We start from the raw sequence: 12,746 nt of genomic DNA, 5'->3' as shown, positions 1-12,746 counted from the left end.
AACACCAATTCAAAACTTGAGTTGGTGTTTTTTTATGCCGAAATCTTAAGCAGGATCAACAATTTTATAGCTGATTTGAAAAGTAGTTCCTTTTCCAATTTCAGAATGCAGGACCTTAATTTTTCCGTTGTGGTACTCTTCTACAATTCGTTTCGTTAAAGAAAGTCCCAATCCCCAGCCGCGTTTTTTGGTTGTAAAGCCGGGTTCAAAAATGGTTTTAAACTGGTTTTTAGAAATTCCGCTCCCAGAATCTTTTACGTTTATTTTTACATGATGAGAATCCTGTTCAATATGAAGTTCTAAACTTCCTTTTCCCTTCATGGCATCAATCGCATTTTTTACAAGGTTTTCAATTGTCCAGCTGTGAAGTGTTGGATTAATCAATGCAAAAATCAATTGCTCAGGAACCTCATACGAAAATGAAACCTGTTTAGAAAAACGAGATTGAAGGTATTCATACGTATTTAATGTTTCGGCTATAATATTGTGCGGTTCTAAAACAGGAACAGAACCAATTTTAGAAAAACGATCAGTTATAGTCTGAAGACGCTCAATATCTTTCTGAATTTCTAGTGTAATCGACGGATCAATTTCTTCTGTTTTCAAAATCTCAACCCAGCCAATTAATGAGGATAAAGGTGTTCCAATTTGGTGTGCCGTTTCTTTTGCCATACCGGCCCACAATTTATTTTGTGTTGCCATTTTTGTGCTTTTGTAAAAATTATAAATCAAAGCACCGCACAAAAAAATAATCAATAATAAAGCAACGGGATAATATTTGAGTTTATTCAGCAAAGCCGAATTACCGTAATACATCTGCTGGAATTTTCCAGGTGCGTATTCAATTACAATAGGGTCATTTTCGCTTTTCAAATGATTCAAAAACGATAAAGTTTCCTTTTTGTCATTAATAATATGATCCGGAACATTTACAGAATTAATCACCTTATCGTACATCACGAGCATTACAGGAACCGAAGTGTTGTTGTTTATAATTTCAAGAGGTAAATCCAAATCAGTATTTTCATCAGAGTTGATGATTTTTTTTTGTGCATTGGCCCAAAGATTCATTTTTAAACGCTGTTCATTTTTGAAAATTTGGAAAAAAGTATAAGTATTCCAAAGAATCAAAGTAATGATAGAAAAGGAAATAAGAATTATGACCCAGCGAGTTGTATTTCTACTTTCAGAAAAACGCATAAACTAATTTTTGAGGTATAAATATAACGAAATAAACACATTTTATATTTTGAAGACTTTAAAAAGATTTTGTTTTAATCTTCAAAAACTATTTCTCTGAATTGAACGATTTCTATACTTTTGTATGACCGAAATGAGGTTCGGTTAAACAATAATAATTATGATTAGCATCAATCCAAAAGAAATTTCAACGGCGCAGTTACAAGGTTATCTGCAAAGTTCAGTAGGGCCAAGGCCTATTGCTTTTGCCAGTACAATCAGCGAAAAAGGAATTCCAAATTTGTCACCCTTTAGTTTTTTTAATGTTTTTAGTGCTAATCCGCCAATTTTGGTTTTTTCGCCTTCAAGACGTGTTCGTGACAATACGGTAAAACATACATTAATCAATGCAGAAGCTACGAAAGAGGTTGTAATAAACGTAGTTAATTATGATTTGGTACAGCAGACTTCACTGGCAAGTACAGAATATGGAGAAGGGGTAAATGAATTTATAAAAGCCGGTTTAACACAAATTCCGTCTGATTTTGTTAAACCATATCGGGTAAAAGAATCTCCCGTACAATTTGAATGCAAGATAACGCAGATTATTCCGTTAGGAACAGAAGGAGGAGCCGGAAATTTGATTTTGTGTGAAGTAGTAAAAATTCATATTCACGAAGCGATTCTGGATGAAAACGGAGCGATCGATCAGCATAAAATAGATTTGGTTTCAAGATTAGGAGCAAATTGGTATTCAAGATCTAAGGAAGGACTTTTTGAAGTGCCAAAACCGCTGACAACTTTGGGTGTTGGAGTAGATGCGATTCCTAATTTTATTAAGGAAAGTGCTGTGTTTAACGGGAATGATCTCGGAAAACTTGGAAATATCGAAGCCTTGCCTACAACAGAAGAAGTTAGTATATTTGTGAAAGAAAATTTTTCTGTAAAAGGAGTTTTAAGCTCAGATGATCAGAAAAAAGTGCACTTAGAAGCCAAAAAATATTTGGATAAAGATGATATCGAATCGGCATGGAAAGTGCTTTTAGCTAAAAAATAAGAATAGAAACAATAATTAATATAGACGAAGATGGAAGTTATAGGAAAAGTAAAAGTCGTTAATCCTGAGCAGCAAGTTAGTGCTTCATTCAAAAAAAGAGAATTAGTAGTAACTACAGATGAGCAGTATCCGCAGCACATTTTAATCGAATTTACACAAGATAAATGCGATTTACTAAGCAGCTACAAACAAGGAGAGGCAGTAAAAGTTTCTATCAATTTAAGAGGAAGAGAATGGGTTAATCCGCAAGGAGAAACAAGATATTTTAATAGTATTCAAGGTTGGAGAATCGAAAGATTGGCACCAGAAGGACCTGCACAAACTCCGTCAGTTCCTGCTGCAGAAGCTTTTGCTCCGGCTACAAATTTAAACGAAGACGAACCAGACGATTTACCGTTCTAAGAGTTTAAAATTTCAAATTATTAAATTCCAAATTCCAATTCATTTACTTGAATTTGGGATTTGGAATTTTATTTTTTTGCAGTTTATGTCATTTCTCCCTTTGGTTGAATTGACAAGATTAAAAAGTTTGGAATTTCAAAAATGATTATTTAAGATGTATTTTATATTTGATAATTTATATTTTCCACCTGTTTCAGAAGCCGATGATGAAGGCATTTTGGCAGTTGGAGGTGATCTAAGCCCTGAACGATTGAAACTGGCGTATAACAACGGAATCTTCCCGTGGTTTAACGAAGGCGAATCGATTCTGTGGTGGGCTCCGGACCCTCGTATGGTTTTATTTTTAGACGAATTAAATGTCTCCAAAAGCATGCGTAACATTTTGAATAGAAATATTTTTACTGTTACTTTCAATACAAATTTTGAAGAAGTAATTTTAAACTGCCAGAAAATATTACGCGACGGTCAGGACGGAACCTGGATTTCGGATGAAATGATCCAAGCGTATGTTGAACTTCATAAACAAGGAATTGCAAAATCGGTTGAGGTTTGGCAGGAAGGGGTTCTGGTTGGTGGTTTGTACGGTATAGATTTAGGCCATATTTTTTGTGGTGAAAGTATGTTTTCTAAAATATCAAATGCTTCAAAAGTTGGATTTATTGCATTGGTAAATCATTTAAAGAAAGAAAATTACAAATTATTAGATTGTCAGGTTTATAATCCGCATTTAGATAGTTTAGGCTGTCGCGAAATTGATCGTGACGAATTTATGTCCATTTTAAAAAGCAAATAAAAATGAGTACTATTCATGTTGTAAAAGAAATATATATTTATCCAATAAAAAGCCTGGCGGGAATAAGCCTTCAATCTGCCAAGGCAGAAGAAATGGGTTTTGAAAATGACCGAAGATGGATGTTAATTGATGCTGAAAATCAAATGTTAACGCAGAGGGAACATCGTATTATGAGTCAGTTCTATCCACAAATTTCAAATGGAAAAATTAGTATAACTTTTCAGGCTCACAAACATGAATTTTCTATTAATGAACATCTGGGAAACCCAATAAAAGTAAATGTTTGGGATGATAAAAGTGAAGTTGTTGAGGTAAATCCTGAAAGTTCAAAATGGTTTAGCCGGCATTTGGGTTTTGAATGTAAATTGGTCAAAATCTTAAAAAATGGAGACCGCAAACATGAAAGCTCCAGAGCAAAACAAACTTTTAATGTAAGTTTGGCCGACGGTTATCCTTATTTATTAATTGGATCGAAAAGTTTAGATTTTTTGAATGATAAACTCGATGAAAAAATTACAATAAAAAGGTTTCGTCCGAATATTGTAGTTACGAGTGAAAATCCTCATGAAGAAGATGACTTTAAGGCTTTTACAATAGGTGAAGTTCAATTTAAAAATGTAAAGCCCTGCGGAAGATGCGTAATGGTTAACAATGATCCGGAAAATGGGCGTTTGAAAAAAGAACCTCTAAAAACGCTAAGTAAATACAGAAACGTAGATAATTCGGTTTTATTCGGAACCAATATTGTGAGTCTGAATTCGGGAATTATCAATGTTGGTGATGTGCTTGTTTTTTAGAAATTCAATTTTGTAAAATTCCAGTTTAACGTATTAAAAATTATTATTTCATTTTTTAAAGTTGGTAATTCTAAAATCAATTTTAAGGTTTCGTGTGCCATCATATTTCCGATAATTCCGGGTAAAGTTCCTAAGACTCCATTTAAGTTGCAATTTGGGACATCTTTTGGATCGGGCATTTCAGAAAATAAATCCCTTAAGTTCTTACTTCCGTTGTGATTAAAAACCGCAATCTGGCCTTCAAATCTCAAAATACTTCCGTAAACTAACGGTTTATTGAGTCTAACACAAGTATCGTTGACTAAATAACGTGTCGAAAAATTATCTGAACCATCAACAATAATATCAAATTGTTGCATAACTTTTGATGCATTCTCGGCGGTTAATTTTTCATTGATTGCAAAAGCTTTAATTAGTGGATTTAATTTTACAACAGCTTCTTTTGCTGCAATTGCCTTATGCTGACCAATTTCATTTTCGGTATATAAAATCTGCCTGTGAAGATTATGAATTTCAATTGTATCAAAATCCATAATTCCGATAAACCCAACTCCTGCTGTTGCTATGTATTGTAAAATAGGGCAGCCCAAACCGCCTGCTCCAATAACTAAAACGCGGGCTTTTTTTAGTTTTTCCTGTCCTTCATCACCAATTTCTGGAAGAATAGTTTGTCTGTTATAGCGAAGGAATTCTTTTATGATGCTCACTTTAAATTTTAGATTTTAGATTGTTGATTTTAGATTGGAATTTGGGGTTTAAATATTGGAATTTATTAAATAAAACTTTTGCTCCAATCTTTCCAAACAGGTTCATAGCCTGCATTTTTTATGATTTTTGAAATTTCATCTGCAGAGCGCTCATCACTGATTTCGAATTGTTCCAAAGACTGCGGATCTACGACATAACCGCCCGGATTAGTTTTAGAACCGGCACTCATACTCGTAACGCCAATTGGAATAATATTGTTTCTGAATTTTTCATTCTCTCTCGTTGAAATAGAAATTTCTAAATCTTCATTCCATAAACGATAGGCACAGATGAGCTGCGTCAAATCTTTATCATCCATAATAAAATTGGGTTCTATAATTCCTTCGGCAGGACGCAGACGCGGAAATGAAACCGAATATTTTGTCTGCCAGTATTTTTTCTGAAGATAATCTAAATGCAAAGCGTTGAAAAAACTATCAGTTCGCCAGTCCTCCAAACCCAATAAAACACCCAAACCAATTTTATGAATTCCTGCCGAACCAATTCGGTCTGGAGTTTCTAATCGATAATCAAAATTTGATTTTTTGCCTTTGGTATGATACTTTTTATAGACTTCCTGATGATACGTTTCCTGATAAACCAAAATGGAATATACTCCGGCATTATGTAAACGCTCATAATCTTCGGTTGAAAGCGGCTGAACTTCAACTGAAATAATAGAAAAATCGTTTTTAATTAAATTAATGGCATTCAGGAAATAATTAATATTTACAGTATAATTCGCTTCACCGGTTACCAATAAAACATGATCAAAACCAGTATTTTTTAAAGCTTCAACTTCTAGTTTTATTTCTGCGTCAGTCAGGGTTTTTCGTTTGATTTTATTATCGAGACTAAATCCGCAATAGGTGCAAATGTTTTGGCATTCGTTGCTTAAATACAACGGGGCATACATTTGTATTGTTTTTCCGAAACGTTTTTTGGTAATTTCGTGGCATTTCTGTGCCATTTGTTCTAAATAATTCTGAGCGATTGGAGAAATCAAAATCAAAAAATCATCGAGATTATATTTGGTTTTAGCCAATGTTCTTTCGACATCTTTTGATGTAGTTTTATATATTTTGGTCTGGATATCATCCCAGTTATATTGCTCGAAAATAGATTTGAATGTGTTCATAATGTTTAACCGCAAAGAGCGCAAAGTTTTACGCAAGGTTCGCAAAGCTTTGCGTTCTTAGCGCTTGTCTTTGCGAACTTTGCGGTTGAAAAAAATTACTCATAAAGAAAAGAAGTCAAAGGGCTAGAAGCCGAAGCATAATTTTGCTGATTGGCAACTTTGGCTTCAAAAGCCTTTCTCCCAGCAATAACAGCTTCTCTAAAAGCTTCAGCCATTAATTTCGGATTTCCCGCAACGGCAATTGCAGTATTTACCAAAACAGCATCGGCACCTATTTCCATTGCTTTTGCAGCGTCAGAAGGAGCGCCAATTCCTGCATCAACAATAACCGGAACATTACTTTGTTCAATTATAATTTCAAGAAAATCAATCGTTTTTAAACCCTTATTACTTCCTATTGGCGAACCCAAAGGCATTAAGGCTGCAGTTCCTGCATTTTCTAAATGTTTGCACAAAACAGGATCGGCGTGAATGTAAGGAAGTACAATAAAACCAAGCTTTGCCAATTCTTCTGCGGCTTTTAAAGTCTCAACCGGATCAGGCATTAGATACTTCGGATCAGGATGAATTTCTAGTTTTACCCAATTGGTTTCTAACGCTTCCCGAGCTAATTGTGCAGCAAAAACTGCTTCTTTAGCATTTCGCGCTCCAGAAGTGTTGGGTAATAAATTGATATTAGGATGTTTTAAATGCGATAAAATGGCGTCTGTATCCGTTTCAAGATCAATTCGTTTAAGTGCAACCGTAACCAATTCGCTTTGAGAAGCTAAAATTGCGTTTTCCATTTCTTCATTCGAACCAAATTTTCCCGTTCCTAGAAATAATCGGGATTTAAAGCTCTTATCGCCAATATTAAACAATGATGTCTGCATATAATTTTTCGTTTAATTGTTGAATTAATTTTTCTCTTTCATCGCTTTCGGTGATGATGCCAGAAAGTGCAATTCCGTGAATTCCGGTTTCCATTAACGGACTGACATCTTTTAAAGTAATACCGCCGATAGCATAAACCGGAATCTCGATTTTATTTTTTTTAATTTTTTGAAGAATATTAAAATATCCCGATAAACCTAAAATTGGACTTAATTTTTCTTTTGTAGTTGTAAAGCGAAAAGGCCCTAAACCAATATAATCACAATCATTTTTCATATGATTTTCAATGTCTTCGAATGTATTTGCAGTTCCGCCAATAACTTTTGATATGCCTAAAAAAGCTCTGGCTTCATCAATTTTAGTATCAGTTAAGCCTAAATGAACGCCATTAGCATCTATTTGCTTGGCGAGGTATATGTCGTCATTTACAATAAAATTTGCAGTATATTTTTCGCATAAAGGTTTTACGGCTTCGGCTAAAGCAAAAGTGTCTTTTGTGGTTTGGTTTTTAAATCGCATTTGCACCCATTTACATCCGGAGTCAAGTGCCTGATGAATATTGTACAATTGTTTTTCGATTGTTTCTCCTTGCGAGATATATTGAAGTTTGCTATACATAATGATATCCAATTAAAGTTGATGTTGAACTCAGGTATTTTTCGATATAAATTTTGGCATTTTTACACGCTTCTGTTGTGTTTTGATTTAATGCAAGATTAGAAGCGATTGCTGATGAAAGCACACAGCCCGAACCGTGTTTTTCAAAACAATTTTTTTCTGATGGAAGCAATTCTAAAACTTCATCTTTTAGAAATAAACGATCTCTTCCCAAAGCCTTTTCGTTATGTCCGCCTTTTAGCAAAATGTTCGTTGAAATCTGGTTTTCTTTCCAAAGATTTTTAGAAATAAAACCAGGAAATAATATTTCTGTCTCATGATAATTGGGAGTAATTAAATCTATTTTTGGGAGTATTTTATTTAGATCTGAATGAGTTTCAATATTTAAAAAATCAAATTGAGTTGTTGATTTCAAAACCGGATCCCAAACAATTTTTGTTGAAGGCGAAAGCAATTTTATAGTTGAAAGGATTCGGCTTAAATCATGCAGGGAAGAAACAATTCCGATTTTAACAACGTTGATTTTATAGTTTAAAAAAAGGGTTTCAATGGAACGAATTACAAAACTTAAACCTGTCCACTGAATTTCATAAAACTGATTTTCGGTCTGAATCGTGTTAGCTGTCGAAATAGCAAAACCTGTAACTTTATGCTGTTCAAATGTTTTGATATCAGCTAAAATTCCAGCGCCACCAGACGGATCTAAACCTGCGATTGTAAGTACGAAAGGGCGATCTTTTGACATAATTTAAATTGTTTTAATGGATTTTCGTTTTTCCAAACGCTTCCTAAAAGTGCTGCGTCATCAAAACCTTTTTCGAAAACTTCCTGAATATTTACTGAATTAATTCCGCCTAAGGCGATAATTTTTGTTTGCCGATTTGTTTTTAATTTTAATTCTTCAAAAAGATTTTTTTTTGGATAGTAATTTTCCTTAGAAATGCTTTTAAAAACGGGGCTTAGAAATGCATAATCAAATTCGTTTTCTAACGAATTAAAATCTTCAATAGAATGTGTTGACGTTGATTTAGACCTACAAGGTTTTGAAAACCTTGCAGGAAAGCCTGAATTCTGTTTTCTTTCTTTCTCAGAAAAATGAAATCGGTCAATGCCAAAATCTTCTGCTAAATGATGATGATTGTGCAAAACCAATTTATTTCGAAATTCTAGTTTTATCTGATTAATAAATTGAGCCATTTCCAATTCAGAAAAATCAGGTTTCCGAATATGAAGCAAAGACAATCCTTCCTCCAATAAAGAATTCAGCATTTCAATTTCATCTTCAATAAAAAAAGGATTAGAAATTACAATCATATCTTTTTTCTATATTCTTTCCTCTATTTTCTAAAACTCTAAATATAAATCTCTTTCCCTTGCTCAATAAATTCTTCCGATTTCTCCTGCATTCCTTTTTCTGCAGCAGCAACATCTCTGATTTCCTGTGATATTTTCATAGAACAGAATTTTGGCCCGCACATCGAACAGAAATGTGCCACTTTTGCACCATCGGCAGGAAGTGTTTCATCATGAAATTCTCTTGCAGTATCAGGATCTAAAGCCAAATTAAACTGGTCTTCCCAACGGAATTCAAAACGAGCTTTACTTAAAGCATTGTCACGATATTGAGCTCCCGGATGACCTTTTGCTAAATCGGCAGCATGCGCAGAAATTTTATAAGTGATTACGCCGTCTTTTACATCTTTTTTGTTTGGCAAACCCAAATGTTCTTTTGGAGTTACATAACATAGCATTGCGCAACCGTACCAGCCAATCATTGCAGCACCAATTGCAGAAGTTATATGATCGTAACCCGGTGCAATATCTGTCGTTAATGGCCCTAAAGTATAGAATGGTGCTTCGTGACAATGTTCTAACTGTTTGTCCATGTTTTCTTTTATCATGTGCATTGGTACGTGCCCTGGACCTTCTATGAAAACTTGCACATCATGTTTCCATGCAATTTTTGTCAATTCGCCTAAAGTTTCCAATTCTGCAAATTGTGCAGCATCATTCGCATCTGCAATTGAGCCTGGACGCAGACCATCTCCAAGAGAAAAAGCAACATCATATTGCTTCATGATTTCGCAGATTTCCTCAAAATGGGTGTATAAGAAGTTTTCTTTATGATGAAACAAACACCATTTTGCCATAATCGATCCGCCTCGCGAAACAATTCCAGTAACACGATTTGCGGTTAAATGAATATAGCGAAGCAAAACTCCAGCATGAATTGTAAAGTACGAAACACCTTGTTCTGCTTGTTCAATCAATGTATCACGGAAAATTTCCCAAGTTAAATCTTCTGCAATTCCTTTTACTTTTTCAAGAGCCTGATAAATCGGAACAGTCCCGATTGGAACAGGAGAATTTCTAATAATCCATTCTCTGGTCTCGTGAATGTTTTTTCCTGTAGATAAATCCATTATGGTATCAGCTCCCCAGCGGCATGCCCAGACTGCTTTTTCAACTTCTTCTTCAATGCTGGAAGTTACGGCACTGTTTCCAATATTAGCATTAATTTTTACTAAGAAATTACGACCCACAATCATCGGTTCGCTTTCTGGGTGATTAATGTTGTTTGGAATAATTGCTCTCCCGCAAGCTACTTCAGAACGTACAAATTCAGGTGTAATTTTGTTTTTTGGAGTATTTGCACCAAAACTGTTTCCGCCGTGCTGACATTGCATTGCTTTGGTTTGTTCGTTTAAAAGTTCAATTCTTTGGTTTTCGCGAATAGCGATGTATTCCATTTCTGGAGTAATAATGCCTTGTTTTGCGTAATATAGTTGCGTTACGTTTGCACCTTTTTTGGCACGTTTTGGCTGATGTAAATATTCAAAACGAAGATGATTTAAACTTTCGTCTTTCAATCGGCTTTGACCGTAATCTGAAGTTATTTCATCTAAAATTTCGACATCATTTCGGTCTAAAATCCAACTTTCGCGTATGCGTGGTAATCCTTTTCTAATATCAATTTCAATATTTGGATCTGTATAAGCTCCGGAAGTGTCATAAACCGTTACGGGAGGATTCTTCTCAATTCCACCATTCGAAAGTTTGGTATCGCTTAAAGTAATTTCGCGCATGGCTACTTTTATAGGATGAATTTCTCCATCGATATAAACCTTTTTAGAATTAGGAAAAGGGGTTCTGGATATTTGTTCTTCGTTTGTCATAATATTTTTATTTCAGGTTTGAAGTTTCAAGTTTCAAGTTGATATGGATTGTGTTTTTTAACGCATTTGTTTCTGTAGAGACGCACAGTAGTTCGTCTACGTCCAGTATAAAATTGGAATTTGGAATTTCCTTTTTGGAATTTTAAACTTTATCCTCCCTGCGTAGCGGAAATAATTAAAATCTCGTCGGTTTCTTGTACGAAGAATTCATTCCATTTAGTTTTTGGAACAACGGTATTGTTGACAGCAACGGCGATTCCGTTTTGTTTATGCGGAATTTCGAGATCGAGCAATGATTGAACGCTTAGCGATTCAGCATTGAATTTTTTAGTTTGTTGATTGATTTTTAGTTCCATTCCTTTTCAAGTTTAGTGTATAGATACACATTAGGAATGGCTACAATAACGCATAAAAATGCGTTCAAGAAGTCATCTTACTTTTCCCTACGCTAGTATGAACTAGATCAGGTTCAGAGGGTAAAATCTCAGCCTGCGTTATGCAGACACCCCTAAAGTGTGAAGCAAATATAATGTTTTTTGTTTAAAGTTTCAGGTTTCAAGTTGTATTAGTTTGGTAATTTTTGCGGAGCGATTACGTTGGTTAAGTAACCTGAAACTTGAAACCTGAAACAAAAACTACTTTGTTCTCGTCCAGCAGTCTTCGATATGATCGTTGACCATTCCGGTGGCCTGCATGTGAGCGTAAATAACGGTTGAACCGACAAATTTGAAACCGCGTTTTTTTAAATCTTTGCTAATTGCATCAGAAATTGGCGTTGTAGCCGGAACGTCTTTTAAAGTTTTTGGATTGTTGATAATAGGTTTTCCTCCTGTGAAATTCCAGATATAATCAGAGAAAGTTCCAAATTCTTCCTGAACTTTAATAAAGGCCTGAGCGTTTGTAACAGCAGATTTAATTTTTAAGCTATTTCGGATAATGCCGCTGTTTTGCATCAATTCTTCGATTTTGTCTTCAGAATAATTGGCCATTTTTTTATAATCAAAATTATCAAAAGCCGCTCTGAAGTTTTCTCTTTTATTTAAAATTGTAATCCAGCTCAGTCCGGCCTGAAAGGTTTCTAAAATTAAAAATTCAAAAATAGTGGGATCGTCGTAAACAGGTTTACCCCATTCTTCGTCATGATACTTTTTATATAAATCGCTGGCAGCACACCAGCCGCATCTTATTGGTTCCATTAGTCAAAGATTAATTTAAGAAGATTTATTAGCAGGATCCTCGTCTAAATATTTTTTAATTAAATGATGACCTAAATAAATCGCAGGCGTAAGCACAATAGCAATTGATAATTTAAAAGTATATCCAACTAAACCGGAAGAAATAAAAGTTTTAAGATCAATTTTTCCGGGAAGCCAGAATGCAATTCCCAAAACTATAAAAGAATCAAACAATTGTGATATAACAGTAGATCCGGTTGTTCTCAGCCATATTTTTTTATGTCCGGTGCGGTTTCTGAAAAACCAAAAAACACTAACATCAATTAACTGCGAAACCATAAAAGCAATTATACTTCCCACAATAATCCACATACTTTGTCCAAATACCGCTTGAAATTGTTCGTCATTTACGGGACTTATTCCTTTTGCGGCCGGAATGACAATTGCCATAAACAAAATTAAAAAGGCATAAGCGATCAAACATGCGGTTATAAAAGAAAGTTTTTTTACTCCTTTTTCTCCAAAATATTCATTAATTAAATCGGTTGTTAAAAATACAATAGGCCAGGGCAAAATCCCTATACTCATTACAAAAGGGCCAATTTGAATTAACTTTCCTCCAATAAGCTCAGCCACAACGGCATTAGTTATAAAGATCCCTGCCAGGATTACAAAAACAATTTCTTTTCTGGTTTTAAACATCGTATTTTGGTTATGATGTTTCAAATTTAAACTATTTCTCGAAATGTTCGAAATGGATTAATTACTTCATTTGAAGTTTGCTTTTGATT

Annotated in this window: 15 protein-coding genes and 1 riboswitch; of the genes, 4 read left to right on the top strand and 11 right to left on the bottom strand. The window is 34.5% G+C overall.

Going from position 1 to position 12,746, the window contains the following annotated elements; genetic code table 11:
* Positions 1–45: 45 nt before the first annotated feature.
* On the bottom strand, positions 46–1,200 hold the full coding sequence (locus BUC29_RS01655) for a sensor histidine kinase (protein WP_073412751.1): 1,155 nt from the start codon (positions 1,198–1,200) through the stop codon (positions 46–48).
* Between the two features lie 160 nt (positions 1,201–1,360).
* On the opposite strand from BUC29_RS01655, the gene BUC29_RS01650 reads away from it, so the two are divergent.
* The 4 genes from BUC29_RS01650 (at position 1,361) to BUC29_RS01635 (ending at position 4,228) form a co-directional block, all read left to right on the top strand.
* Positions 1,361–2,236, top strand: coding sequence for a flavin reductase family protein (locus BUC29_RS01650; protein WP_073412748.1), 876 nt, complete (start codon positions 1,361–1,363; stop codon positions 2,234–2,236).
* Between the two features lie 30 nt (positions 2,237–2,266).
* Positions 2,267–2,638, top strand: coding sequence for a DUF3127 domain-containing protein (locus BUC29_RS01645; protein ID WP_057121274.1), 372 nt, complete (start codon positions 2,267–2,269; stop codon positions 2,636–2,638).
* Between the two features lie 154 nt (positions 2,639–2,792).
* Positions 2,793–3,431: a leucyl/phenylalanyl-tRNA--protein transferase gene (gene aat / locus BUC29_RS01640; RefSeq protein ID WP_073412746.1), complete on the top strand. Its 639-nt coding sequence runs from the start codon at positions 2,793–2,795 to the stop codon at positions 3,429–3,431.
* A 2-nt stretch (positions 3,432–3,433) separates the two neighbouring features.
* Positions 3,434–4,228: an MOSC domain-containing protein gene (locus BUC29_RS01635; protein ID WP_073412744.1), complete on the top strand. Its 795-nt coding sequence runs from the start codon at positions 3,434–3,436 to the stop codon at positions 4,226–4,228.
* On the opposite strand, the gene BUC29_RS01630 is transcribed toward BUC29_RS01635, so the two are convergent.
* From BUC29_RS01630 to BUC29_RS01585, 10 genes are all read right to left on the bottom strand, one after another.
* On the bottom strand, positions 4,225–4,935 hold the full coding sequence (locus tag BUC29_RS01630) for a HesA/MoeB/ThiF family protein (protein WP_073412742.1): 711 nt from the start codon (positions 4,933–4,935) through the stop codon (positions 4,225–4,227). The genes BUC29_RS01635 and BUC29_RS01630 overlap by 4 nt on opposite strands.
* 65 nt (positions 4,936–5,000) lie before the next feature.
* Positions 5,001–6,113, bottom strand: a complete 1,113-nt coding sequence (gene thiH, locus BUC29_RS01625; RefSeq protein WP_073412740.1) for a 2-iminoacetate synthase ThiH — start codon at positions 6,111–6,113, stop codon at positions 5,001–5,003.
* 95 nt (positions 6,114–6,208) lie between these two features.
* Positions 6,209–6,985: a thiazole synthase gene (locus tag BUC29_RS01620; RefSeq protein ID WP_073412738.1), complete on the bottom strand. Its 777-nt coding sequence runs from the start codon at positions 6,983–6,985 to the stop codon at positions 6,209–6,211.
* A complete protein-coding gene (locus BUC29_RS01615; protein ID WP_073412735.1) occupies positions 6,966–7,604 on the bottom strand; it encodes a thiamine phosphate synthase in 639 nt (212 codons plus the stop codon). The genes BUC29_RS01620 and BUC29_RS01615 overlap by 20 nt, the downstream gene beginning before the upstream one ends.
* Positions 7,597–8,349: a hydroxymethylpyrimidine/phosphomethylpyrimidine kinase gene (locus BUC29_RS01610; protein WP_073412733.1), complete on the bottom strand. Its 753-nt coding sequence runs from the start codon at positions 8,347–8,349 to the stop codon at positions 7,597–7,599. Before BUC29_RS01610 ends, BUC29_RS01615 begins: the two co-directional genes overlap by 8 nt.
* Complete coding sequence (locus BUC29_RS01605) at positions 8,307–8,918, bottom strand: thiamine phosphate synthase (protein ID WP_073412731.1); 612 nt, start codon at positions 8,916–8,918, stop codon at positions 8,307–8,309. Before BUC29_RS01605 ends, BUC29_RS01610 begins: the two co-directional genes overlap by 43 nt.
* Positions 8,919–8,956: 38 nt before the next feature.
* Positions 8,957–10,780: a phosphomethylpyrimidine synthase ThiC gene (gene thiC, locus BUC29_RS01600; RefSeq protein ID WP_073412729.1), complete on the bottom strand. Its 1,824-nt coding sequence runs from the start codon at positions 10,778–10,780 to the stop codon at positions 8,957–8,959.
* A 149-nt stretch (positions 10,781–10,929) separates the two neighbouring features.
* Positions 10,930–11,136, bottom strand: a complete 207-nt coding sequence (gene thiS / locus BUC29_RS01595; RefSeq protein WP_073412727.1) for a sulfur carrier protein ThiS — start codon at positions 11,134–11,136, stop codon at positions 10,930–10,932.
* A gap of 67 nt (positions 11,137–11,203) precedes the next feature.
* A riboswitch (TPP riboswitch) is annotated at positions 11,204–11,300 on the bottom strand.
* Between the two features lie 115 nt (positions 11,301–11,415).
* Positions 11,416–11,976, bottom strand: coding sequence for a DNA-3-methyladenine glycosylase I (locus tag BUC29_RS01590; RefSeq protein ID WP_073412724.1), 561 nt, complete (start codon positions 11,974–11,976; stop codon positions 11,416–11,418).
* Positions 11,977–11,991: 15 nt separating this feature from the next.
* Complete coding sequence (locus tag BUC29_RS01585) at positions 11,992–12,657, bottom strand: queuosine precursor transporter (RefSeq protein WP_073412722.1); 666 nt, start codon at positions 12,655–12,657, stop codon at positions 11,992–11,994.
* Between the last annotated feature and the right edge of the window lie 89 nt (positions 12,658–12,746).

The sequence above is a fragment of the Flavobacterium defluvii genome, from assembly GCF_900129555.1.
GTDB lineage: Bacteria > Bacteroidota > Bacteroidia > Flavobacteriales > Flavobacteriaceae > Flavobacterium > Flavobacterium defluvii.
This window is presented reverse-complemented; position numbering and strand designations above follow the sequence as displayed.

Coding starts and splice junctions, on each gene's coding strand:
- BUC29_RS01655 (WP_073412751.1), bottom strand. CDS start 1,200: ATGCGTTTTTCTGAAAGTAGAAATACAACTCGCTGGGTCATAATTCTT.
- BUC29_RS01650 (WP_073412748.1), top strand. CDS start 1,361: ATGATTAGCATCAATCCAAAAGAAATTTCAACGGCGCAGTTACAAGGT.
- BUC29_RS01645 (WP_057121274.1), top strand. CDS start 2,267: ATGGAAGTTATAGGAAAAGTAAAAGTCGTTAATCCTGAGCAGCAAGTT.
- aat (WP_073412746.1), top strand. CDS start 2,793: ATGTATTTTATATTTGATAATTTATATTTTCCACCTGTTTCAGAAGCC.
- BUC29_RS01635 (WP_073412744.1), top strand. CDS start 3,434: ATGAGTACTATTCATGTTGTAAAAGAAATATATATTTATCCAATAAAA.
- thiH (WP_073412740.1), bottom strand. CDS start 6,113: ATGAACACATTCAAATCTATTTTCGAGCAATATAACTGGGATGATATC.
- BUC29_RS01620 (WP_073412738.1), bottom strand. CDS start 6,985: ATGCAGACATCATTGTTTAATATTGGCGATAAGAGCTTTAAATCCCGA.
- BUC29_RS01615 (WP_073412735.1), bottom strand. CDS start 7,604: ATGTATAGCAAACTTCAATATATCTCGCAAGGAGAAACAATCGAAAAA.
- BUC29_RS01610 (WP_073412733.1), bottom strand. CDS start 8,349: ATGTCAAAAGATCGCCCTTTCGTACTTACAATCGCAGGTTTAGATCCG.
- BUC29_RS01605 (WP_073412731.1), bottom strand. CDS start 8,918: ATGATTGTAATTTCTAATCCTTTTTTTATTGAAGATGAAATTGAAATG.
- thiC (WP_073412729.1), bottom strand. CDS start 10,780: ATGACAAACGAAGAACAAATATCCAGAACCCCTTTTCCTAATTCTAAA.
- thiS (WP_073412727.1), bottom strand. CDS start 11,136: ATGGAACTAAAAATCAATCAACAAACTAAAAAATTCAATGCTGAATCG.
- BUC29_RS01590 (WP_073412724.1), bottom strand. CDS start 11,976: ATGGAACCAATAAGATGCGGCTGGTGTGCTGCCAGCGATTTATATAAA.
- BUC29_RS01585 (WP_073412722.1), bottom strand. CDS start 12,657: ATGTTTAAAACCAGAAAAGAAATTGTTTTTGTAATCCTGGCAGGGATC.